Raw genomic sequence first — 23,923 nt, 5'->3', positions numbered from 1 at the left:
ATGATTAATGTTGCAATTAATGGCTATGGACGTATCGGTCGTAACGTATTACGTGCCCTTTATGAGTCAGCTCAAAACAACGAAATCAAAATCGTTGCAATCAACGATTTAGCACCAGCAAATGTTAACGCGCATTTAACTCAATTTGACTCAGTACACGGTCAATTTTCTCAAAAAGTAACACTTGCTGAAAACACTATGCTAATTGGTAATGACGAAATTACCCTTACGCAAGAGCGTGATCCTGCAAACTTACCTTGGAAAGCACTAAACGTAGATATCGTTTTAGAATGTACTGGTTTATTCACTTCACGTGACGCAGCGGCTAAACACATTGAAGCGGGTGCTAAAAAAGTTATTGTTTCTGCACCTGGTACTGACATGGATGCAACAGTTGTTCACGGTGTTAACAGCGAAGTATTAAACGCTGACAGCAACATCATTTCAAATGCATCTTGTACAACAAACTGTTTAGCACCGATTGCAAAAGCAATCAACGACACAGTCGGTATCGAGCAAGGTAGCATGACAACAATTCATGCTTACACAAACGATCAAAACTTATCTGACGTTTATCACCCAGACTTATACCGTGCACGTAGCGCAACTCAGTCAATGATCCCAACGAAAACAGGTGCAGCTAAAGCAGTTGGTTTAGTACTTCCTGAACTTGCGGGTAAACTTGACGGCATGGCAGTACGTGTACCAACAATCAACGTTTCTTTAGTAGACTTAACGTTTGTTGCTAAGCGCGAAACAACTGCAGCAGAAATCAACGAAGTAGTTAAAGCAGCATCAGAAGGTGCAATGCAAGGTATTCTTGAATACAACGAACTACCACTTGTTTCTATCGACTTTAACCACAACCCAGCGTCTTCAATCTTCGATTCTACCCAAACTAAAGTAGATGGTAAGCTTGTTAAAGTGATGGCTTGGTACGATAACGAGTGGGGTTTCTCAAACCGCATGTTAGACCAAGTTAAAGCGCTAGGTCAGTTCTTATAATAGAACAGTAAAAGTTTAAGCTTTATCCAACAAAGCCACGTTTATCGTGGCTTTTTTGGTTTTAAAAAATACGCCTTAAATGTCAGCTTCATTTTTATGCGTTATTTTTCTGATTTTTGAGTAACTTTTTATATAGGAAAAAAACTATAACTGAAAGAAATATAAATGAAGGAAGTACATAAATAAAAAGCAAAGGAGCATTTTCTACTCTTTGTTCTTCATTCATAAATGGAATAGAGAGTTTCTTATAAGCTTCTAAAAACAACATGAAATTCGCGAATGCGCTAACTAAAATAAGACTTATATTCAAAATATATGACTTAGCCTTTGACATAGTTATTTAATCTCCCAAAACCAAATATCTTTGCTGTTGTTAAGATCTGATACTACACCAAAGAATTCATATATTGATCATGTCAGCATACCACCACTAGTAATTTGATCTTCATTCCAAAGATCGATGTGGTCTCCACTACGGTTAGTAACAGACTCACTGCCTCGTTGCCAATAATCTTTAAAAAATATAATTCCAGTTTTACCATCTAGGTCATCTTGGAAAGTTTTTGGATTAATTTTTTGTAGATCACCTAACCAACTAAAGTTTGAAGTTTTAAGCCAACTGGCCATTTCTTCTGCTAAAAGAATATGTTTCATGCCCGCGTGTCCCCAGCATTTCTTAACTTTAGCTCCTGCAGTTGATACGCCAGATTTAATTAATGCGTCACTTAAGTTAATAGCGCAATAGTTTCCAAATGGGGAAGAGCTATTAGTTTGCTTATTTTGACATCTTGCTCTGATCAGTTCTTTTTCAGGAAAGTTTTCCCATAAATCATTAAATTGTAACATTTTATATCCTTATAATAGAGATGGTCTTGATTGTAAATATCTTCAAAGGTTTGAACAAAATCGACTAAAGTTCATTTTTTGTAATTAATTACTATCGAGTATGGTACTTCAATAATTGCTGCTAAAACTCTAAGTTAATCAGCCGAATTGTTTGGTAAATCGCAAGATAGGTTATCTTTTAAGAAAGTAGACATTTTTATTCCTTTAAAAATAATTTACTTGTGCAGGTTAGTTTGTTCCTCATTTTAAGTCAATGAGGATTCGTTTGTATTTTAGTTGGCTACTTACATTTGATTCTATCGATACTTGCTAGCAAACACTCACGCTGTTTTATAATGTCTTACTTTACAATATTTGTTCCTAAATTCTTCTGTGTTATGCTGCGAAAAATTGATAAATGGATTTTTATATCATGACACGTCTTTATCATCGGCTATTTAGAGCTGAGCAGTTTCAAGTGGGTGAGGGCAATATCAGTGGTTATATTGCTTGCTTCTTAGCGGTATTATCCTGTTTAGGGGTATTAGCTTTTCATTTTCCAGAGTACTTAACGACCCCAGAGCTCAGGCAAAACTACAGTGTTGAGTTTTTACGTCAACTAATGTTTGTGGCATTAATTATTTCGGGCAGTTTAGGGCTTTTGAATTTTGTTCGTAATACTAATAAACGGCTGGGTGCAACGGCTTGGGTATTTATAGTTGTGGCAATTGCATTTGGCGGTCCGAATGTTGAAGTGGGCGACTTTAAAGATAATACGCCGTACTTGGGGCTGGATTGGTTCATTCTTGACTTACTTGGCTCCACACTGATTTTTATTCTAATTGAAAAGCTACTGCCGCACCGTAAAGAACAAAAAATTCTCCGCTCTGAGTGGCAGGGTGATTTAAATCATTTCTTTGTTAATCACTTAATTATTGGTTTTGTGTTGCTGGCAACCAATCAGTTCGTGCATCATGCTTTTGGCTGGGCTGTGTCTGATACAGTGCAAGGCTTTATTATTCAACTGCCATTTTTACTCCAATTATTTTTAATCATTTTAGTTGCTGATTTAATGCAGTACTTTGTGCATAGGGCTTATCACGAAGTGCCCCTGCTTTGGCGTTTTCATGCCGTGCATCACAGTGCAAAAGAGATGGATTGGCTTGCTGGCTCTCGTCAACATATTTTAGAAATACTCGTGACGCGCAGCTTAGTGCTTACGCCAATTTTTGTGCTCGGCTTTCAATCGGATGTCATTAGCTTATATGTCATTATTGTTGGCTTTCAGGCTGTGTTTAACCACGCTAATGTTCGGGTGAAGTTTGGTTGGCTAAAGTATTTGCTGGTTACACCTCAGTTTCATCATTGGCATCATTCATCTGATAAAGCGGCCATTGACCGTAACTATGCTGCGCATTTTTCTTTTTTAGATTATCTTTTTGGCACTGCTGTGAAAGGTCAAGCAGAGTGGCCCGATAAATATGGTGTGGTTGGCGATTACATGCCCGAAGGTATGTTAAAGCAGCAGGTGTTCCCGTTTAAAAAGCAAAAATAAAGCCTCACAGAGGCTTTATTTATAATTACACTACACTCATAATCGCGAAACTAGCTCAGAAAGGCGAGGGCGTTTGTCTGAGTTGAGTCCTAAGCACTCTTGAACTACGTCAGCAAGCATAGTGGTAATGTCGTTTTGTTCAGTGACTACAGTCAGTAAATCATCGATGAAATAACCAAGGGCGCGTACTTCAATGCCTTCTAATCGCTGCTGTTGATCAGGCGTCAGCATGGATAAGTCGGTTGCTGCACCAAAGTCACCAAATAATAACTCTCCCTGTGAATTGATCATGCTGTTATGGGCATAAATGTCACCATGGCTTACTTGCTTTTGATGCAAATGAGCGAGGGTACTTGCCATTTGCTTGACGATTTTTAGCACCACTTCTGGCGCGTACTGGCAGTTGTCTTCGAAGGTATCACGAGTACAAGTTACAAGGGAAGGTGGCAAACCAAGATTCGTGAACTCTTTACTGATAAGCTCCATCACTAAACCAAGTTGTGACTCTTCATCGACATAGCCCAATGCTTTAATGAGATTTGGATGCTCACTGGCTTTTAAACAACAATTTAGCTCATCGAGTGGATAGCCATCACTGGTGATCTCGCCTTTAAATAACTTAAGGGCAACAGGACGTTGATGCCAATTAGCTAAGTGAATAACCCCAGACGCACCTTGGCCAATCGGCTTTTTAACTTCGATTTCATTCAGTGTGATTTTGCTAAACTGCTCACAGTGTAAGCTAGTTGAGCGATTTAAATCGTTACCAGAGAAGGCAAGCCAAGCAAGTTTCGGTAAAGCTAAAAGCCAATCTTCAACTTTTGTAAGCTTATTGGCACTTAAACGTATTAGCTCAAGCTCGTTACAATTAGCCATTGAAGCTGGCAAATGAGTTAACTGATTACCTGCCAGTGCGAGCTTTTTCAGCTTGCTGTACTCACCAAATGAATCAGGTAAAGCGGGGATTTGATTATCCGTTAAGATCAGCCATTCAATCTGCGTTGGCAAACAGTGTGCTTTAAATTCAGTAATTTGATTACCTTTAAATGCCACCATGATTAAGTTAGGGCATTCTCTTAGCACGTCTGGAATATGTTTAAACTGATTAAATGATAAAAACAGCCGTTTGAGATTTTTTAATTTGTAAAAATCGTCAGGTAAATCACTTAGCTGGTTATTAGATAAATCGAGGATTTCTAACGTATCGGCTAGAGTATAAATTTCTTTTGGCAATTCGGTTAGTTTTGCAACAAGCTGAAGCCGTGTACAACCTTGTAGAGAACCGGCTTTTAACTCTTCGAGGGTATTCAATGTTGATTCCTTTGGGCTAAAAGGTAAAAGGCCAACTTGGTTGGCCTTTTTAATTAAAACTGTGCGTTATGGTAAACGTTTTGTACGTCGTCACAGTCTTCTAGCATGGCTAAAAAGCGTTCCATGACTTCAACGTCTTCACCTTCAATGGGTGCTTCTACTTGCGGCACAAAAGCAATTAGATCTTCGTGGAAATCAGTAACTCCCATTTCTTCAAGTGCTGTACGGGTGTTGTTGTATTCAGTGTGTGGCGCGAATACCGTCACTTTACCGTCTTCAACTTCTACATCCGTTACATCTACATCAGCCATCATTAGCGCTTCTAAAACAGCTTCGTCATCATCACCATCAAAGACAAAAATAGCGAGGTGATCAAATAAGTGTGATACTGAGTTTTGCGCGCCAATTTTTGCATTTGCTTTAGTAAAACAAACACGTACGTCAGCGAATGTACGTTTGTTGTTGTCGGTTAAACAGTCAACAATGATCATACAGTTACCCGGGCCGTAACCTTCATAGCGAGTTGCTACATAATCTTCGCCGCCACCGCCTTTGGCTTTATCGATTGCACGCTCAATTACATGCGTAGGTACTTGGTCTTTCTTAGCACGCTCAATTAAGCGACGAAGCGCTAAGTTGCCATCGGGATCAACACCACCATTCTTAGCGCAGATATAAATTTCTTTTCCGTACTTTGAATAAACTTTGGTTTTTGCACCCGCAGTTTTTGCCATTGAGTCTTTTTTGTTTTGATAAGCTCTGCCCATCTGCGTGTTGCCTTTTTGTTATAGATAAAAATAAAGCGGTTATTCTAATCATTTAACCTACTAGTTAACAGTGTTTATTCTTCGCTTTGCTGTAACTGCCACATTCGTGCGTATTCACCATTCGCTGCAAGCAGTTGATGGTGCTGACCTTGCTCAACAACCTGTCCTTGTTTCATAACAATAATTTTGTCTGCGTCAGTAATTGTTGATAAACGATGTGCAATAACCAAGCTGGTATGACTTTGTGCGACTTCACGCATCGCGCTGAGAATGGCTTGCTCTGAATGCGAATCTAGCGCCGATGTTGCCTCATCAAATAATAAAATGGGTGAACCTTTTAAAATGGCTCTAGCAATTGCAATGCGCTGCTTTTCACCGCCCGACACTTTTAAACCGCGCTCACCAACAAGGGTTTTATCGCCTTTATCTAGGCTGGCAATAAATCCATCTAAATGGGCAAGGCTTATGGCTTTATCAATTTCATCTTCGCTTGCCGTTGGGTTTCCGTAAGCGATGTTTTCGCGAATGCTGGTGTTAAATAGCACGGTATCTTGCGGTACGATGGCAATTGCTTGGCGCAAACTTTCAAGTGTCACTGTGTTGATTGCTTGCTCATCGATATAAATTTTACCCGCATCCACATCATAAAAACGGTAGAGCAGGCGGCTTAGAGTGCTTTTACCTGCGCCACTGGCACCCACAATCGCCACTTTGCTGCCAGAAGTAACCTCAAAGCTTAAGTTATATAAAATTGGCCGTTGTTTGTCGTAACTAAACGACACATTTTCAAATCGAATAGCTGCTTTGGTTGCATTTAATGGTTTTGCATCTTTGTCATCGCTAATGGCGGCTTTGCGATTTAACAGCCCCAGCATATTTTCAAGGTCAGTCAGCGCACGGCGTATCTCACGATAAACAAAACCTAAAAAGTTAAGTGGTAAAAATAACTGGATCATATAAGCATTGATCATCACAAGCTCACCTATTGTTAGCTCTTTGTTGACCACTGAGCTGGCACCGAGCCACATTAGCGCTGTAATAGCCGCGGCGATGATAAGTGCTTGCCCTGAATTAAGTGCCAGTAACGATAAACGATTTTTAAGCCTCGCTTGCTCCCATTTAGCTAAAAAGCCGTCGTAGGTGCTCGCTTCATACTGTTCATTGTTGAAGTACTTAACGGTTTCGTAATTTAGTAAGCTGTCGATTGCACGGGTGTTTGAGTTGTTATCGGCAGCATTTGCTTCACGAATAAATCGGTTACGCCACTGAGTTACTATCACAGTAAAAGCAATGTAAGTAGTGACGGCAATTAATGTGACCAGTGCAAACCAAGGTGAAAACAAGGTCGCAAAAATAATCGCTACTGTGATTATTTCAAATAGTGTTGGCACGATATTAAACATTAAAAAGCGCATTAAAAAGCTGAGGCCACTTGTACCACGCTCTATATCGCGACTGATACCACCTGTTTGCCTATCCAGGTGAAAAGCAAGTTCTAAACTATGCAAGTGTTTAAAAACTTTTAGGCCAATATGGCGCATAGCGTGCTCTGTAACACGGCCAAATAATGCATCGCGTACTTCACCAAAAAATACACTGGCAAAGCGCAGTAAACCATAGGCGATCAGCAAGGCAATAGGAACACTTAATAGCGGGTTGATACTCGCATCAACCGCGTCAATTATTTCTTTTAGTGCCCAAGGCATCAGCAATGTGGCGCCTTTTGCAGCAATAAGCGCTAAGACGGCTAAAATAACGCGGCCTTTAAAGGTCATTAAATAGGGCCAAAGTGTTTTGATGCTTTGTGATAGGTTCATTGCATCAGGCGATCTCGTTACCTGTTCTTTGCGGCTCATTCCACGCATTGGGAGTCTCTTGAATCAATTTGATAAAAATAGGCAAAAGCTTTCGTGTTTTAGGCAAGTGTAATTTGTTAATTTACCTCTATACTGAATGCATTATACACAAGCGCATTAGCAAATTAGTTAAATGCATGAGTAAAACACGAAGAAAACTAAGGAGTAAGCATGAAAACCGTCGGTTATGCAGCACATGATTCTGAAAAACCATTAGAGCCGTATCATTTTGAACGCCGTGCACTTCGTGATGAAGATGTATCAATTGAAATTCTATATTGTGGCGTGTGCCATTCAGACTTACACACCGCAGAAAACGACTGGGGCTGGACTCAGTACCCAGTGGTACCAGGCCATGAAATCGTTGGTCGCGTCCTTGAAGTAGGTAGCGGCGTTACTAAATATAAAGTGGGCGATAATGTTGCTGTGGGTTGTATGGTTGATAGCTGTTTAAGCTGTGACCAATGTCATCACGGTGAAGAGCAGTTTTGTCGCGAAGGTATGGTAGGGACCTACTCAGGACAAGACCGCATTAGTGGTGAAATCACTCAAGGTGGTTATTCAAAACACATTGTGGTGCGTGAAGAGTTTGTATTGAGCGTGCCTGAAGGCTTAGACCTTGCTAAATGTGCACCAATTTTATGTGCGGGTATCACAACGTATTCGCCACTACGTACGTGGAATGTTGGCCCTGGTAGCCGTGTTGGTGTGATTGGGTTAGGTGGTTTAGGCCACATGGCAATTAAAATCGCAGCTGCAATGGGCGCAAATGTTACAGCTATTAGCCGCAGTGATAAGAAAAAACAGCAGGTTTTATCTTATGGCGCAAAAGATTTATTGGTATCGAGCGATGAAGATGCCATGCAAGCGCATGCTAATCAATTTGATGTGATCATTAATACCATTCCGGTAAAACACGACTTTACGCCGTATATTCCGCTTTTAGATATTGATGGTACGCAAGTATTGGTTGGTCAAGTAGGTGAGCTTGCTGAGTCTAACTCAGTGCCGTTATTAATGGGGCGTCGCCGTGTTGCTGGCTCATTAATTGGCGGTATAGCGCAAACCCAAGAGATCCTCGATTTCTGTGCGTTACATAATATTCTGCCAGAAGTTGAAATGATCAAAATGGACCAAATTAACGACGCATTCGATAAATTAAAGCAAGGTGATATGGCCTCACGCTTTGTTATCGACATGTCATCATTAGAAGTTTAACAAAGTTAAATGACTAAGCGGGCCTAATTAGGCCCGCTTTTTGTTTTAGTCACTTTTATTTAAGTAATACCTTGTGTTTTATTTTTTTACCCTCATTATATCCCTGTCATCCGCTTAATTTATTGGTCAGTTCTTGTTACGGTTTTTCTCAGTCATTATCTTGCTCTTTACTGTGTTCTTTAGTGCACAGAGTATGGCTATGCCTGACACTCAGTCACACTTTTCTGCAACTAAATTGTTCCAAGTCGAGCTGACTAAAACACCAGTTATTTCCCAAACTCATACAGCTGAGCATCCTAAACCGGATGAACCATCGGGGTTTGATACCCTTATGCCGCGTTTAACTGCCAGTAATTCATCATTATTTCTTTATCATAGTCAGGTTGATCCTGATTACGAACTATTAATTGAATTCTTTGCTGAAGATTGGGGGAAAGAGCACTTTTTAGCGCCGCCAGGTGCTGTACGTGTGATCCCATGGTTTGCATTAGCCACTCAACGTAAATCCCGCATTAGTGGCTGGAAAGACGCTAATCTCTTGTACAAAGCCAATACCACCTACCATAGCTAAACGGCTTCCTTCGTTACTTTTTATTTTTTGGAATTAAATTTTTACCGGCTGACAATGCCGGAAGGAAGTCATGTATGTCACATAAATCAAAGCCGGCGCTATGGCGTCGTCTAAAAATGAGTTATGTCGCTATGATAGCGGCGTGTATTTTATTAGCGGTTAGCGCACTACCTAACCTTTACCCTAACAAATCTTGGTTGCACATTAGCTTGCCAGATCAGACTGTGACGCTGCAAAGTGTGACAACGGCACTAAATCAACATGGTTTTGAAGTGACTGAAGCCAATGATAGCCAAGCACAACTGGCTATTTTATTAGCTGAACCGACTCAAAGTGCCAATGCGTTGAGCTTTATAAAAACGCAATACCCACAGCTAGAGGCTAAAATTGTTGAGCATGCGACAAGCCCACAATGGCTTCAGCAGCTTGGGCTTTCACCGATTAAGTTGGGACTCGACTTAAATGGTGGGGTGTTATTTGTGCTTGATGTTGACCTAGAGAAAGCAATGCAAGAGCACTTAAACAGTGTCTATCAACAAACTAAATTAACGCTTCGTAAAGACAAAATTCGTGGTATTCGGGCAAGTGTTGTAAAAGAAGGGGTTGAGCTACAAATTTTACCAAGCGGCGAGGAGCAACTCGCGGGGCTTGTTTCAACGTTACAAGGTCAATTTAAAGGCCTGATGCAAACTAAATCAACAACGAATAACCTAACCACGGTATTACTGCATTTTAATGAGCAAAGCCAAAGCGAATTTAATAAACAAGTTATGGCGCAAAGCTTAACAACACTGCGTGGTCGTATTGAAGAGCTTGGTATCACAGAAGCGGTAACGCAAAGACAAGGTAAGCAGCGTATTCGCATTGAGTTACCCGGTGTGCAAGACCCATCAGAAGCGAAACGTATTATTGGTGCAACTGCGACTCTTGATTTTTACCAAGTCGTCGAAGTAGGTGGTAAAGCGTTTAATGTGCAAGGTGGTGGCGTTGTTAATTTAAACCCTGTTGCGATTTTTTCAGGTGATCACATTAATAATGCCAGTGTTGGCAAAGATGAATGGGGCAAGCCTTTAGTGCAGCTTAGTTTAGATTCGCAAGGTGGCGATGCCATGTCTGCATTTTCTAAGCACAACATAGGTAAGCCTATGGCCACGGTGTATTCTGAATACTCGCGGGATGCAAATGGCGACGTTGTGAAAAAAAGCGAAGTGATCAATGTGGCAAACATTGCCCAGCATTTAAGTTCTCGTTTTAGCATTACTAATATGAAAAGCCCGCAAGCAGCCTACGATTTAGCGCTTTTACTACGCGCTGGGTCGCTCACAGCGCCAGTGACAATTGTTCAAGAACAAACCATAGGCCCAAGCTTAGGCAGTGAAAACATTGAACACGGTTTAGCAGCGTTAATGCTGGGTATCGGAATTACCCTTGCGTTTATGGCGCTTTGGTATCGTCGCTTAGGGCTGATTGCCAATATTGCTTTATTGCTTAATCTAACGGCTTTAGTTGGTTTAATGTCGTTATTACCGGGGGTTGTGCTGACCTTACCGGGTATTGCTGGGCTCGTACTGACGATAGGGATGGCAGTGGATACCAATGTGATTATCTTTGAGCGAATAAAAGAAGAGAAGCGTAAAGGCCGGCCTACTTATCAAGCGATAGAGCAAGGTTATAACCAAGCATTTTCGACCATTTTTGATGCCAATGTGACTACGATGATCACGGCAATTATTTTATATGCCATTGGTTATGGGCCGGTGAAAGGCTTTGCAATCACATTGGCGCTTGGGCTATTAACTAGTGTCTTTACTGGCGTTTATATTTCGAAAGCGCTTAGCCAAACACTCTACATTAAACTAACTAATTTAACGGGGGCTAAAGCATGAGTTGGTCAACATTAACTGCAGCTAGTAAAGCGCGCGTTTTAGGATTATTGCTTAGTTGTGTTTTAGTCATTACGAGCTTAACTGTTTTATCTGTAAAAGGGCTAAACTTTGGTCTTGATTTTACAGGTGGCTACATCACGGAAATTAACACAGCGTCAGTCACAACAATTACAGATTTAAAGGCAAAGTTAAGCCCTGAGGTTGCGAGTAAATTAACTATAAGTAAAGCGGGTGAATATCACTTTGTTTTAAGAGAAGCACCAGAGGTTAGTAAAGCCAGTACTTGGCAAGCAGAGCTGAATGAGCAAGGGGTAGACTATACCGTTTTATCTAGCTCATTTTTAGGCTCACAAGTGGGTGATGAGCTTTTTGAACAAGGTTGTTTAGCTTTATTTGCAGCGCTGATTGCAATTATGGTTTATCTTGCTGTGCGCTTTGAATGGCGACTCGCGGTAGGTTCAGTGGTTGCACTGTTACATGATTTAATCTTAGTGCTTGGTTTATTTTCCTTACTTGGGCTTGAGTTTAATTTAACCGTGCTGGCGAGTTTACTGGCTATTATTGGTTATTCATTGAATGACTCAATTATTGTTGGCGACAGAGTTAGAGAGCTTTTACGTATTCAGCCAGACAATCAACGCATAAATACCCATGTTGTGATTAACGATGCAATTGGTTCTACCTTAACACGTACATTGATCACCTCAGGCACAACACTTGCGACCATTGCTTGTATTTGGCTGCTTGCAGGGGCTGCATTAACGGGTTTTGCTATCGCGTTATTTGTGGGTATTGTTGTAGGGACCTTCTCATCGATTTGTATCGCCGCGACCTTGCCGCAGTTATTGGGGTTAAGTTCAGAAAATTACACCCAAACACTGGATGATAAAACTAAAGCCTATATGGAGTTGCCGTAAGCCAGTTTTATAACTTACTTTCATCAGCCGCTATTTTTCCATAGAATAGCGGCTTTTCTGTTTTAGCTACTTTGATATGAATAAAACACACGTAATTGAACATTTACGCTTTGCGCTAGAGGCACAACTGCAAAACGCCAAAGCAGCGGCAAAAGCGGCCCATGATGCAGCAACTCACGAAGAAAGTGTTGCTGAAACTCAATACGATACCTTGGGTTTAGAAGCCGCTTATTTAGCCCAAGGGCAAGCTGAGCGAGTTAATGAATGCTACCGTGATATTCAGGCATTCAATGCGGTGTTTAAAGAAAGCGAGTTTAATAAGGTTCGTGAAGGTGCATTAGTGTGTCTTATCGATGAGCAAGATAACGCAAAGTGGTTTTTTATGGGCCCAAGTGCAGGTGGCTTAGTGGTTACCGTAAAAGAGCAGCCTATTTATGTTGTAACCCGAGAAGCGCCGTTAGGTAAGCAATTGATTGGAAAGAGCCTTGATGATGAAGTTGAACTCTCAATAGCTGGCAATAAACAACTGTACAGCATAGATCAGTTAATTTAATTATTGGTATTTTTAATCAGTAAATTTCATCTTCAAGTAAAAAATATCTCGTTGGTCACAAAGCAAAAAAACCTCTATAAATCACATCAAGCTTAAGGCTTATACCAATACGCTTAATTACCAATTATTGTGTTTTGGTATTTCAAGCACCCATCTAGTTAAGTGAAGTTTAGCCTCATGCGTTCACTTAATTGGTTGGGTGTTTTCATTTTTCTCATAAGACTTAATTTAGGAAAAGTCGTGTTTAAAACCTTGATAGTGGTTGATAACAATGAGCAACGTATTGCTCAAAATTTCGAAAATGTCATTACCTTTGACACCTACTTACGTGATTATCCAAAACATAATGAGCCAAAAACGCGCATTTTAAACTTGTGTGATACAGGGCAGTATTTAAGTAAAGGTTATTATTGTTCTTTGCTTGCTGAAGCGAGAAAGCATCAGGTATTACCGAGTGTAAAAACAATTAATGCACTACGTAGCGATGAGCACAGCTCGCGTCATAAAGAACTTGCTGGTGGCACTGTATTTTTTGGCCATACAGATCAAGAGCAGCATAGTAAAGCAACCAAAGCACTATTCTCACAATATCCCGCACCTATTTTAGTGTGTGATGAGCAAGGAGTTGTTAAGCAAGGCACGATTGCATCATTAGATGACACAGCCTTTACAGAATTTGTAAAACAGCTCAGTAGTTTTACAGAGTCAGTATGGCGTATTCACGATAAAAAACGTCGTTATCGTTGGGATATGGCTATTTTGGTTGATCACCAAGAAAAAGTGCCACCAAGTGATAAAGATGCCATTGCTAAATTCATCAAAGCAGCCGCTAAACATGGTATTTATGCTCAAGCACTGACATTTGATGAAATAACTAATATTGCACAATTTGATGCGTTATTTATTCGTCAAACAACGGCTATCGACCATCCAACTTATCGCTTAGCAAGTAAAGCACAAAGCTTAGGGTTAGTGGTCATTGATGATGCTGAGTCAATACTACGCTGTTGTAATAAAGTGTATTTGCACGATGCCTTTAATTATCAAAAAGTGCCGAGTTTAAAAACGCATGTTGTTGCTGATACAAGTGAAGAGACAATTGACAATTTAGAAGCAAACTTTAGCTATCCGCTGGTATTAAAAATGCCAGAAGGCTCTTTTTCGAAAGGCGTATTTAAAGTCGCTAATCGTGATGAGTTAGTTGCTAAGTTAACAGAGCTGTTTGAGTTCAGTGCACTTGTGCTTGCGCAAGAGTACATGTATACCGAATACGACTGGCGTGTCGGGGTGTTAAATGGTCGTGCAATTTATGCATGTCGTTATTTAATGGCGCGTAATCACTGGCAAATTTACAACCATGATGCAAAACGCTTCTTCTCAGGTGGTTTTGAAACCTTGCCTACCTTTGAGCTACCTAAAGTGGTCCTCGATGCAGCATTAAAAGCCTGTAAAACGGTGGGTAAAGGTTTGTATGGTGTTGATGTTAAAGAGCATCAAGGTAAAGCATACGTGTTAGAAGTGAATGACAACCCAAGTATCGACCATAAAGTCGAAGATGCCTATTTAGGTGATGAGCTTTATATGATCATTATGGATGAGTTTAAACAACGCCTAGAAGCAAGAGGCCGCGGTTAATGAACGCATCTGTTTGTCAAATCCGCTTTGCACAGGCCACGGATTTGATGGCTCTTGTTGCCATTGAAGAGCAAAGCTTTAGCCAAGATAGATTAAGTAGCCGTAGTTTAAAACGCTGGATCAGCGCAACTCACGGCTTACTGATGGTGGCCGAGGTAGATAATCAACTAGTTGGATATGGCTTAGTGTGGTGTCACAAAGGGACACGCCTTGCTCGGTTATATTCACTGGCGGTTTTGCAATCTCAGCAAGGTAAAGGTATTGCTGCGCAGTTACTGCTTGCGCTTGAAAGTGAAACGGCTAAACGGGGCCGTTTATACATGCGCTTAGAAGTTGCGGTAAACAACCAATCAGCAATTCGTTTATATGAAAAACTGGGCTACCAAGTTTTTGGTCATTACAGTGATTACTATGATGACCACAGTGACGCCCATCGAATGCAAAAAAACATTCGTCGTAATATCGAATTTAATGCCGATAAACACACACCTTGGTACCAGCAAACTACCGAGTTTACCTGTGGTCCAGCGGCGTTATTAATGGCAATGTCATCATTGAATGATACCGCAATGAGCCAACTCAAAGAGCTGGATATCTGGCGTGAAGCCACGACTATCTTCATGACTTCAGGGCATGGCGGTTGTCATCCTCTAGGGTTAGCACTTGCTGCAATGAAACGTGGTTTTAAAGCTGATGTAGTTTTAAATACCCGTGATACCTTGTTTATTGATGGTGTCAGAAGCGAAAAGAAAAAAGCCATTTTGCATACCGTACACAATCAATTTGTAGCCGAAGCAATAGCTGCAAAGCTGCCAGTGAGGTATCAAGAGTTAACCTTGGCCTCCATTGAAGATTGGCTTGCTGAGGGTAAAGCGGTGGTGTTATTGATCAGCACTTATCGATTTGATGGTAAAAAGTCACCGCATTGGGTGTGTGTAACCCATATTGATGAGCATTGCTTGTACGTGCATGACCCGTTTTGTGAGAACGAAAAGCAATTGGCGATTGATTGTCAGCACGTGCCTATAGCCAAAGCCGATTTTACAAAAATGGCGAGTTTTGGTTCATCGCGTCTCAGTACTGCGATGGCCTTTTATTTATAATTTTGATTTGGAAGTGCAGTGACACTGAGTAGTTTATTTGATATTGCCCCTTATTCTTGGTCAGCAATTGGTAGCGCCGCTTTTTGCGGCGCAATTATTGGTATGGAGCGTCAATTACGCGGTAAACCTGTGGGTATTCGTACTTCAGCGCTCATTGTGTTGGGTACTTATTTGTTTCTATCAACAGCGTTTATGTTGCATGGGGAAGATATTGATCATTCACGTGTCGTTGGCCAGATCATTACTGGTATCGGCTTTTTGGGTGCCGGGGTGATGCTTGCAAAAGATGGTGCGGTTGTTGGTGTAACATCCGCTGCAACGATTTGGGTATTAGCATCAATTGGTGTTGTCATTGCCACTGACAACTTACTCGCTGCGATAAAGCTATCAGTGCTAGTGGTGGGGATTTTATATGGCGTAGATGTTCTTGAAGCTAAATTTAAGAGCCTAGGTCGTGGTGTGCATGCCCGTGTAAAACGCTACTCAAAGTTGTATTATCGAAAAGAAAAGTGACATAAGATATCAGATAAGAGTTATTCATGGAGCCTCTTTACGTAATAAAGCCAGCTAGATTAGAAGATTTGTTGTTTATAGATAGTCAAATACCAGAGTTTGATGGCCGAAATACCCTCAGTAAATTACAGGCACAGTGTGCAGATGTTGACCACCTAGCTTTAGTTGCTTATATCGATAATGAGCCTGTGGCCTACAAACTGGGTTATGCGTTAGATTCAAACACTTTCTATAGCTGGCTTGGTGCGGTTGCACCAAAATGTAGAGGGCAGGGCATTGCACAGGCTCTATTAAACGCGCAAGAAGCATGGGTTAAAGCCAACAATTACCTAACTATAAAGGTTAAGTCGATGAACCGTTTTCCTGCAATGCTGAGTCTGCTTATCAAAAATGGCTATTCAATTGTAGGTTATGAAGACAGAGGCAGCCTACAAACTAGTAAGATTTTATTTACGAAAGACATTTAAACTTATCAACTTACTTAGGCAAACTAATTAAAAAATGGGCGCCTGCATCACTTTCTTGTACACAAATATCGCCTTGCAGTTGTTGGCTAACTATTTTCTTCGCAATACTCAGGCCTAGCCCTAAACCTGATTGATTGCTGCTACCTTTAAAAAAAGGGGTGAAAATTGAGCTTAGTTCATTGCTGCTGATACCGTTGCCGTTATCTTTATAGTGAATTTTTAACACCTCATCAAAATTAAAAATATTAATTTCTATAGCAGGGTCTGCAATATTGTTGAACGCATGCTCCATTGAGTTTTGTAGCAAAATAATGAGTACTTGCTTGAGTAGCTCTATTTCAACTTCAAATTGGCTATGTGGGTTTTGATAATTAATGTCTAATTTAATTGCACGATATTTTATTTGCTCTTTTAAGTGTTCTTGAAGTGATTCTGAAAGCTGAGCTAAGGTAATGACAGTTTTACTAGATTGTGATTTGGTATACAGCAAATCTTGTAAAATTCGTATTTTATGTGCACATGCGGTTAAATTTCTATCTAGCAGTTCATTAGTGTTCTCTAATGTATCTAATGTGTTTTGTAGTGCTTGTTGGCTTAATTGTTTTTTTATTAGTAGGGATTTAGTGTCATTTAAGGCAAGTTTGGTTACATCAACGGTTGTAATACAGTTACCTAAAGGAGTATTAATCTCATGAGCAATGCCTCGAATTAAGGTCGCGAGTTCAGTAAACTGTTGCTGCTCAAACGCTTGTTTTTGCTGATGTAACAATTTTAGTTGCGTCTCGAAGCTTTGTTTAATGGTTTCGAGTAGCTTTATTATTGGCTCATTATATTCATGGGGTTTACTATCAAGGATACAAATAGTACCAAATGGGGTAGTATCTCCAGCACAGATTGGTAAACCCAAATAAGAAATCATATTCAACTTGATATCAGGGTTTTCTTTCCAATCATCATCAATAAGTGCGTTTGGAATATTCAGTAAGTTCTGCGTTTTTATGACATGCTCGCAATAGAGGCCTGAATCTTCTAACTCTTCGCTGTCACCAATTTCATAAGGATTTGCTTGGTTATCGTTTTTTGAAAACACACTAATAATATTGTTTTCTATTTTCATTACTAATGCGACGGGCACTTCAGCAATCAGGGCTAAAACAGCGAGCGTTTTATTCCAACTTTGTACTAACTCATCATAATTTGGCTGATACATTTATCAAATTTACTCAATTACTAATACAACAAGTCAAAGGATAGTAATAATCTTGAATTCAGCAACTTAAATATGATTAATCTGACTTAGCCTGAAATATATTTAGATACTTTAGTTTTAGCCAAATAGTTTTCGTCTAACAACTGTGCGATATTCACTGGGTGTTTGCGAAAGCACTTTCTTAAAAACTCGTGTTAAGTGACCTTGGTCGTTATAACCTACTTCCAGGGCAACTTCTTGAATAGATAAATTTGAAGACGCTAATAACTCTTTTGCAGTTTGTACTCTAAGCTGTTGCCAATACTCAACAGGAGTTTGGCTGGTGGCTTGACGAAATCGGCGCGTAAAGGTGCGGTAGCTTAAACTAAATTGCGCTGCAATTTCTTGCAGGGTTAATTCTGAGGTTAAATTGTTTTTCAGCCAAAATTGAATTTGTGCAATGAGCTCATCTGGGTGTTTATCAACGGCACCTTCAAGGTAGCGCTGATCTTCGTAAGGTTTACGAATTTCATGGGAGAAATTACGCTCAACATGTTGCGCCGCTTCTCGGCCGTAATATTGACTAATAATATGCACAATAACATCGGCAAGGGCATTTAAACTCGCAACGGTGTACATGCGCTCAGATTGTGTGATGAAAAAGTCAGGCTTAAGCTGTACTTTAGGGTAGTCACGTTTAAATTGTTCTGCGTAGTGCCAGTGAGTGGTAGCAGGGTGGCCATCTAGTAATCCCGCTTCGGCAACTAAACAATTACCTGTGCCAACACCAATGATATGGCTGCCTTGCTGCCAAGAATCACCAAGCCAGTTCACCAAACTCTTTTGTTTACTTACTACTGGACGCGGGTTTCGCCAAATCCCGGGAACGATAATTAAGTCACTTACAGGCGCTGTGACGGTTTCACAATCGGGCATAATCGAAAGCCCAGTACGATTGGGGATCGCTTTTAGACTACTTGCAACTAAATTGATGTTTAAGGGTTTAAATTCGTTTTGCTGACGATGGCTTTTAGCAAAGGCCTCGCCAGCTCTGAGCATTTCGATAGGCAGGGTTAAACTGGTTATTAATAAATGGGGATAAACCAAAATACTAATTTCAATAGCTTTTACTTGTTGAAGTTTCGTCACTCTAATTGCTCCGACCAGTTATTTTTGGCCTGTTATGCAGGTTATTTGGCTATTTAAGCATAAAGCGTGTTAATTAATCCATTTAAACTTGGCTTAATTCTCATAACACGTTTTCTCAAGGTTTTTTATGACAGCATTACCCGTTATTGTCGGTATGGGTGGTATTAATGCCGCTGGCCGCACTTCTTTTCATCAAGGTTATCGTCGTATCGTGTTAGACAGCTTGGACGCTAAAGCCCGTCAGGAGACATTCTTAGGCTTAGCGACATTAATGAACTTAGTCACCCTTACTGAAGGTTTACTAAAAGATGCTGACGGCAATACCATTGCCGAATCAGACATCGAAGCTAAGTTCGGTGAACAAATTTTAGCTGGTACACTTATTCGTAAAATTGAAAAAAATCACTTCGATGTTGATGCAACGCCATGGCAGCAAAAAATGACGTTAACAGCGTCTGATGAACAGCAGATTGTTTTTGAAACGCGCCGCCGTGATTTACCAACTCCAGTACCAAGTGCTTGGCAGGTTGAAGAATTAACTGATAAAAAAGTGAAAGTTACAATTAGTGCTGATCTTGCTATTAAACATGACAGTACGCGCGATAATCCAATTAAAGCGGCCGGTCAATTACCAACAGGTTTTGAACCTTCGGCTATGTATAACAGCCGTTATCAACCAAGAGGCTTGCAAGCGACTATCTTTGCCGCAACTGATGCGATTCGTTCGACAGGTCTGGCGTGGCAGCAGGTAATGAATAGCGTTGAGCCTGATCAAATTGGCACTTACTCAGCTTCTGTGGCTGGTCAAGTTGATGATGAAGGATTTGGTGGACTTATTCGTGCGCGTCAGCAGGGCGACCGTGTGAGTACAAAACAGCTTGCACTTGGCTTAAACACCATGTCGACTGACTTTATCAATGCTTATGTAACAGGCAATGTGGGAACAACCTTTACTACATCAGGGGCATGTGCCACGTTTTTATATAACCTACGTGCAGCAGTAAACGATATTCAAGCAGGACGTACGCGTGTAGCTATTGTGGCGTCTGTTGAGTGTGCTATTACACCTGAAATCGTTGAAGGTTTTGGCAATATGAGCGCACTTGCTAACGAAGAGGGCCTTAAGCGTCTTGATAATACAGATGTGGTTGATCACCGTCGTACCAGTCGTCCATTTGGTGAAAACTGTGGTTTTACAATTGGTGAAGGTGCACAAGTTGCTATTTTAATGGATGATGCATTGGCATTAGAGTTAGGTGCAGATGTGTTAGGCAGTGTTGCAGATGTGTTTGTAAATGCCGATGGCATTAAAAAATCAATAACAGCACCGGGCCCTGGTAACTACATTACGATGGCCAAATCTGTTGCACTAGCGAGCAGTATTGTTGGCCAAGAAGCAGTACAAAAGCGTAGTTTCATTTTAGCTCACGGCTCAAGTACACCACAAAACCGCGTAACAGAATCACTGATCTATCATAAAGTGGCAGAGACTTTTGCAATTGATAATTGGAAGGTTGCTGCACCTAAAGCGTATGTTGGCCATACTATAGCTCCTGCCAGTGGTGACCAATTAGCTATGGCATTAGGTGTGTTTAGTCACAATATTATGCCGGGTATAACCACAATTGATAAAGTGGCAGATGATGTTTATAGCGAGCATTTAGATATTCGCACTGAACATTATCAATGTGATGCCATGGATATTGCCTTTATAAATTCAAAAGGGTTTGGCGGTAACAATGCTACAGCGACTGTGTTATCACCTGCAATTACATTAAAGATGCTTGCAAAGCGTCATGGTGATGAGGTTATGGCGCAATATCAAGACCGTCATACTCAGGTAGCCAAAGCCCAAGCTGACTATCAGCAACAGGCAGATTTAGGTCAATATGAGCTAATTTATCGTTTTGGTGATGGCTTAATTGATGAAAGTGACATTGAGATTAGTGAAGATTCAATGACAATCCCTGGTTTTGATAAAAAAGTTTTATTATCAAAACCAAACCCTTACCAGGATATGTTTTAAGATCAAGGCATGTTTAAGCACATTCTTGACAGCAAGGCGCTTTTAAAGCGCCTTTTTTAGTGCTATAAATGTTCCTATCAAAGGGAATTGGAGCCATTATCATGATTAAATTCACTAAACTCGCAGCACTTTGTTCACTTATCGCATTACCAACACAGGCTTTAGCACGAGATGTCAACGACTTAGGTGTTGATTTACAGGCCGCCACATCAGCTTACATTGTTAAAAATTCAAACAAACGTTACCCAGGTAGTTATAACGGCTCTCGCCTTGAAGGTTGGGCATTAATGTCTTATGTGGTTGATACACATGGTAAGGCAAAAGATATTGAAGTGATCATGGCATCTGATACTCGCGGCAGCGAAGAAAACGCAGAGAAATACTTAACCAACTTAGAGTTTGCACCCGCTACAAAAGAAGGTAAAACCGTAGAAGGGGGTTACCTATTTTCATTTGAAGTAGGTAAGTATTTTAATGGTTACTCAAATGATAAAGCGAGCCGTGGTTTCATTAATGAATACGATGAAATCAATAAAATGCTACAAGCAAAAGAGTTTAATAAAGCTGAGCAAGCATTGGCTGAGTTATACAAAGACCATACTAAAAACACCTCTGAGCAGGCATTGTTTGCTTGGTTGAAAAGCCAATATTATTATCATCAACAACAATGGTTTGGCTTTGATGAGCAGTTGTCTGTAGCCTATTTACTGCGAGCTAAGTTGCCAACGGATATACAATATTTAGTCGCTAAAAGTGCGCTACAATGGTACAGCTTTAAGGGCGATTTTAATCTTGCTTACAATGCTATTTATGCGTTAGATAATATCGAGGGTAAACAGTTTTCAGAAGAAAACAAACTTGCCACCATCAAGCAAATTGATGACTTATTGGCGCGCACACCGCAGATTAATTCACAAATCAATGTTTCAAAAGATAAGCTGTCATATTTATCTTTATCTCGCGGTTCAATCAAAATTGAAGGCGCGAGCGATGTCACTAAATTACAGATCCGCTGTGCTGATCAAGTCGTTGACCTTGAAGCGAGTGAATCGGTTAAATACGTTATTGATGAGCAAAGCAGACGGTGCGGTTTATTAGTTAAATCTGCAAACCCTGCTGAGATTAAAGTGAAACAAACTGGCTATGCCATCGTTAACTCAAAATATGACGCTAGCTAATCGTTTACTTTAAGCGCTTAACATACCTTAGCGTTACGAAATTAATCAACGCCATTAAAAAAGCGATTTCGTAGCGACTAAATGCCACAGCAATGCCGATGAGTCCCATGTTCCAAATACTGGCTGCTGTGGCTGTTCCATACGTTGAATTCTTATTCTTCAAAATGGCACCACCGCCAATAAAACCAATACCCGTGATGATCCCTTCGAGTACTTTTGATTCTGCCTCTGAACTTGTTAAAACAGACATACCCACTAATGCATAACCACAAGATGCAACAGCGACTAATGGAAATGTTCTAAGACCTGCACCATTACTGGTTTTTTCTCGGTCAAATGCCATAGGAAGGGCAAGTAAGTAGGCAATGCCTAGGTGAATTAAATTATCGAGAATTTCATACCAATCAATATTAAAGTCCATGCTTTGTTCCTTGCTATAAAGATTATGATAGCTTTGCAATTTCAATACCCGATCAACAAATCACATAAAATGATGAAACTAGGGACATGTAGCCGGGTTTTTAAAAGCATGCCTTGCTATAATTTGCGATTTTTACGCAGTGCTATGTCATTTTTTCAGCCTTTTGGCTGTTTGAATTTAAGTCATGCTAACAGTATGCTAAACACGCTGACAAAATAGGCTTCACATTGAAACATTCCATCTCCTCTCTTGAAAAAACCGCGCTTGCACTGTGTATGTTTGGTGCACTGATTGCTGTGATTTTGCCTGATGTTATCACTGAGCAAGTTCAGCCGTTTGTACAAATGATTTTAAAATGGATTGGTAGTAGCTTTTTCTTATTGGTGAATTTTTTATTGTTTGCCATCATTATTTTAGCCATTAGCCCACTCGGTAGCCGTAAAGTAGGTGGCGAACACGCTGTTGTTGAGTATTCAAACTTTGGTTGGTTTGCCATGTTGTTTGCAGCAGGAATGGGATCTGGTTTGGTTTTTTGGGGCGTAGCAGAGCCTGCATTACATTCTCTCGACCCTCCACTTAAACAAAGCTTATACCCAGATAGACTAGCTAGTAGCCTCGCTTTAACCTTGGTTAATTGGGGCGCCCATGCTTGGGCACTTTATGCAGTATTTGCGCTCGTGCTTGGGGGATTAACGCAATACAGTGGTAAATCAGGAGATATTTGTGCCCCTGTTTTAACGGCGCTTGGTAATCGCTTTGATAAGTCTGCAAAATTTACTGTGTCGTTTATTGTTAAGTTAATTGCGGTAATCGCTATTTTTTTTGGGGTCGTCGGCACCATAGCTAATTCAACTTTATTGATAAGTAAAGGCGTAGAAATTGAGTTGGGGGTTACTTCAACTTTATTAGTAGGTTCATTAATCGTTTGTTTGTTAGCAGTTATTTATTCGCTGTCGGTTAAATTTGGATTACGACGCGGGGTACAGTCACTGAGTATATTTAACGTACTCCTAGCATTTAGTCTGCTTGTTTGGTTGCTACTAGTGGTGCCAATTGAGCCTATTATAAAGATTGCATTTGATGGAACTGGCTACTATTTACAGTTGCTTGCAACCGGCACTTGGCAATTTGATAGCCAGTTAAAAACGCCTGACTGGGCCACTCATTGGACATATAATTATTACTTTTGGTGGTTAGCGTGGGGGCCATTTGTTGGTGTGTTCCTAGCCAAAATTAGTCAGGGGCGCAAGGTTTGGCAATTTATTTTGGCGGTTGTGTGTATTCCAACTTTAGTCACTATAATTTGGTTTGCGACCTTTTCGGGGGCAGCAATTGAATGGGATAGACTTAACCAAGCGGGCATTTTAGTCGCAATAAAACAAGATTACAGCCAAGGCTTATTTGTATTTTTTAATCAACTAGACTGGCAAGGAACCGTGTTTATTTGGGCCAGCTTATTATTACTGTTGATATTTGTTGCCACATCCGCTGACTCTGCAATATTAGTCATAAGAGAACTGGTTAGCTCTGAGCAAAATAACCGCGTAACCCTCTATGCATGGTGTTTAGCATTATTCCTATGCAGCTTTGCATTATTAATGTTACAAGATGAGCCGTTAAATCGTAGCGTTGCAATTTTAGGCGCTTTACCTTTCTTATTAATATTTCTATTGCAGTTGGTTGGGTTTTTAAAAGAGTTTATTCGTGATATTTGTGATTAATCTACAGTTTTTTACAGTTAAACTACGCGTTTGTTATTATGCTTATAAAATAAGCTT

The 23,923-nt window shown here is 40.4% G+C and carries 21 protein-coding genes; 14 read left to right on the top strand and 7 right to left on the bottom strand.

Translation table 11 applies throughout. The features are described from left to right. Positions 1–1,005: a type I glyceraldehyde-3-phosphate dehydrogenase gene (gene gap, locus IRQ78_RS05285; protein WP_054551438.1), complete on the top strand. Its 1,005-nt coding sequence runs from the start codon at positions 1–3 to the stop codon at positions 1,003–1,005. A gap of 411 nt (positions 1,006–1,416) precedes the next feature. Here gap and IRQ78_RS05280 read toward each other — a convergent pair whose 3' ends face one another. Continuing rightward, a complete protein-coding gene (locus IRQ78_RS05280; RefSeq protein WP_228482529.1) occupies positions 1,417–1,851 on the bottom strand; it encodes a type VI secretion system amidase effector protein Tae4 in 435 nt (144 codons plus the stop codon). Between the two features lie 412 nt (positions 1,852–2,263). Here IRQ78_RS05280 and IRQ78_RS05275 point away from each other — a divergent pair, with 412 nt between their 5' ends. Then, positions 2,264–3,385 (top strand): sterol desaturase family protein, encoded by a 1,122-nt coding sequence (locus IRQ78_RS05275; RefSeq protein ID WP_194441544.1) that lies wholly within the window; start codon positions 2,264–2,266, stop codon positions 3,383–3,385. A 36-nt stretch (positions 3,386–3,421) separates the two neighbouring features. Here IRQ78_RS05275 and IRQ78_RS05270 read toward each other — a convergent pair whose 3' ends face one another. The 3 genes from IRQ78_RS05270 to IRQ78_RS05260 all read right to left on the bottom strand — a co-directional run bounded on the left by IRQ78_RS05270 (position 3,422) and on the right by IRQ78_RS05260 (position 7,280). Beyond that, entirely contained in the window at positions 3,422–4,696 is a 1,275-nt protein-coding gene (locus IRQ78_RS05270) for a protein kinase (RefSeq protein WP_194441543.1), read from the bottom strand. 53 nt (positions 4,697–4,749) lie between these two features. Further along, complete coding sequence (locus IRQ78_RS05265; RefSeq protein ID WP_135924910.1) at positions 4,750–5,463, bottom strand: YebC/PmpR family DNA-binding transcriptional regulator; 714 nt, start codon at positions 5,461–5,463, stop codon at positions 4,750–4,752. A gap of 74 nt (positions 5,464–5,537) precedes the next feature. Beyond that, positions 5,538–7,280 carry an ABCB family ABC transporter ATP-binding protein/permease gene (locus IRQ78_RS05260; protein ID WP_194441727.1) on the bottom strand — a complete coding sequence of 581 codons (1,743 nt, stop codon included), beginning with the start codon at positions 7,278–7,280 and terminating at the stop codon, positions 5,538–5,540. A gap of 210 nt (positions 7,281–7,490) precedes the next feature. Here IRQ78_RS05260 and IRQ78_RS05255 point away from each other — a divergent pair, with 210 nt between their 5' ends. The 9 genes from IRQ78_RS05255 (at position 7,491) to IRQ78_RS05215 (ending at position 16,182) form a co-directional block, all read left to right on the top strand. Then, positions 7,491–8,537, top strand: a complete 1,047-nt coding sequence (locus IRQ78_RS05255) for an NAD(P)-dependent alcohol dehydrogenase (protein ID WP_194441542.1) — start codon at positions 7,491–7,493, stop codon at positions 8,535–8,537. Positions 8,538–8,730: 193 nt separating this feature from the next. After that, positions 8,731–9,108, top strand: coding sequence for a hypothetical protein (locus IRQ78_RS05250; protein WP_054551432.1), 378 nt, complete (start codon positions 8,731–8,733; stop codon positions 9,106–9,108). Positions 9,109–9,182: 74 nt separating this feature from the next. Further along, entirely contained in the window at positions 9,183–10,994 is a 1,812-nt protein-coding gene (gene secD, locus IRQ78_RS05245) for a protein translocase subunit SecD (RefSeq protein WP_194441540.1), read from the top strand. Beyond that, positions 10,991–11,911 (top strand): protein translocase subunit SecF, encoded by a 921-nt coding sequence (gene secF / locus IRQ78_RS05240; protein ID WP_138615873.1) that lies wholly within the window; start codon positions 10,991–10,993, stop codon positions 11,909–11,911. The genes secD and secF overlap by 4 nt, the downstream gene beginning before the upstream one ends. Positions 11,912–11,987: 76 nt before the next feature. Next, positions 11,988–12,464: a transcription elongation factor GreAB gene (locus IRQ78_RS05235; RefSeq protein WP_054551429.1), complete on the top strand. Its 477-nt coding sequence runs from the start codon at positions 11,988–11,990 to the stop codon at positions 12,462–12,464. A 240-nt stretch (positions 12,465–12,704) separates the two neighbouring features. Further along, positions 12,705–14,099 carry a RimK family protein gene (locus tag IRQ78_RS05230; protein WP_194441539.1) on the top strand — a complete coding sequence of 465 codons (1,395 nt, stop codon included), beginning with the start codon at positions 12,705–12,707 and terminating at the stop codon, positions 14,097–14,099. Continuing rightward, a complete protein-coding gene (locus IRQ78_RS05225) occupies positions 14,099–15,202 on the top strand; it encodes a GNAT family N-acetyltransferase/peptidase C39 family protein (RefSeq protein WP_194441538.1) in 1,104 nt (367 codons plus the stop codon). The genes IRQ78_RS05230 and IRQ78_RS05225 overlap by 1 nt, the downstream gene beginning before the upstream one ends. Before the next feature lie 18 nt (positions 15,203–15,220). Further along, on the top strand, positions 15,221–15,715 hold the full coding sequence (locus IRQ78_RS05220; RefSeq protein ID WP_054551426.1) for an MgtC/SapB family protein: 495 nt from the start codon (positions 15,221–15,223) through the stop codon (positions 15,713–15,715). Positions 15,716–15,741: 26 nt separating this feature from the next. Beyond that, positions 15,742–16,182, top strand: coding sequence for a GNAT family N-acetyltransferase (locus IRQ78_RS05215; protein WP_138600714.1), 441 nt, complete (start codon positions 15,742–15,744; stop codon positions 16,180–16,182). Positions 16,183–16,192: 10 nt separating this feature from the next. On the opposite strand, the gene IRQ78_RS05210 is transcribed toward IRQ78_RS05215, so the two are convergent. Together IRQ78_RS05210 and IRQ78_RS05205 are read right to left on the bottom strand one after the other, a co-directional pair. Then, positions 16,193–17,392 carry a GAF domain-containing sensor histidine kinase gene (locus IRQ78_RS05210; protein ID WP_194441537.1) on the bottom strand — a complete coding sequence of 400 codons (1,200 nt, stop codon included), beginning with the start codon at positions 17,390–17,392 and terminating at the stop codon, positions 16,193–16,195. A gap of 117 nt (positions 17,393–17,509) precedes the next feature. After that, positions 17,510–18,520: a GlxA family transcriptional regulator gene (locus tag IRQ78_RS05205; protein ID WP_166340305.1), complete on the bottom strand. Its 1,011-nt coding sequence runs from the start codon at positions 18,518–18,520 to the stop codon at positions 17,510–17,512. A 127-nt stretch (positions 18,521–18,647) separates the two neighbouring features. On the opposite strand from IRQ78_RS05205, the gene IRQ78_RS05200 reads away from it, so the two are divergent. Continuing rightward, positions 18,648–20,546, top strand: coding sequence for a beta-ketoacyl synthase (locus tag IRQ78_RS05200; protein ID WP_194441536.1), 1,899 nt, complete (start codon positions 18,648–18,650; stop codon positions 20,544–20,546). Positions 20,547–20,647: 101 nt separating this feature from the next. Further along, positions 20,648–21,724 carry an energy transducer TonB gene (locus IRQ78_RS05195; RefSeq protein ID WP_166340301.1) on the top strand — a complete coding sequence of 359 codons (1,077 nt, stop codon included), beginning with the start codon at positions 20,648–20,650 and terminating at the stop codon, positions 21,722–21,724. A gap of 4 nt (positions 21,725–21,728) precedes the next feature. Here the strand turns inward: IRQ78_RS05195 and IRQ78_RS05190 are convergent, their stop codons facing one another. After that, positions 21,729–22,145: an MgtC/SapB family protein gene (locus IRQ78_RS05190; protein WP_054561617.1), complete on the bottom strand. Its 417-nt coding sequence runs from the start codon at positions 22,143–22,145 to the stop codon at positions 21,729–21,731. 227 nt (positions 22,146–22,372) lie between these two features. Between IRQ78_RS05190 and IRQ78_RS05185 the strand changes: the two genes are divergently transcribed. Continuing rightward, positions 22,373–23,866 carry a BCCT family transporter gene (locus IRQ78_RS05185; RefSeq protein ID WP_228482525.1) on the top strand — a complete coding sequence of 498 codons (1,494 nt, stop codon included), beginning with the start codon at positions 22,373–22,375 and terminating at the stop codon, positions 23,864–23,866. Positions 23,867–23,923: the final 57 nt, after the last annotated feature.

It is taken from the genome of Pseudoalteromonas simplex (genome assembly GCF_015278155.1).
In the GTDB taxonomy this organism is placed as follows: Bacteria; Pseudomonadota; Gammaproteobacteria; order Enterobacterales; family Alteromonadaceae; genus Pseudoalteromonas; species Pseudoalteromonas simplex.
This window is presented reverse-complemented; position numbering and strand designations above follow the sequence as displayed.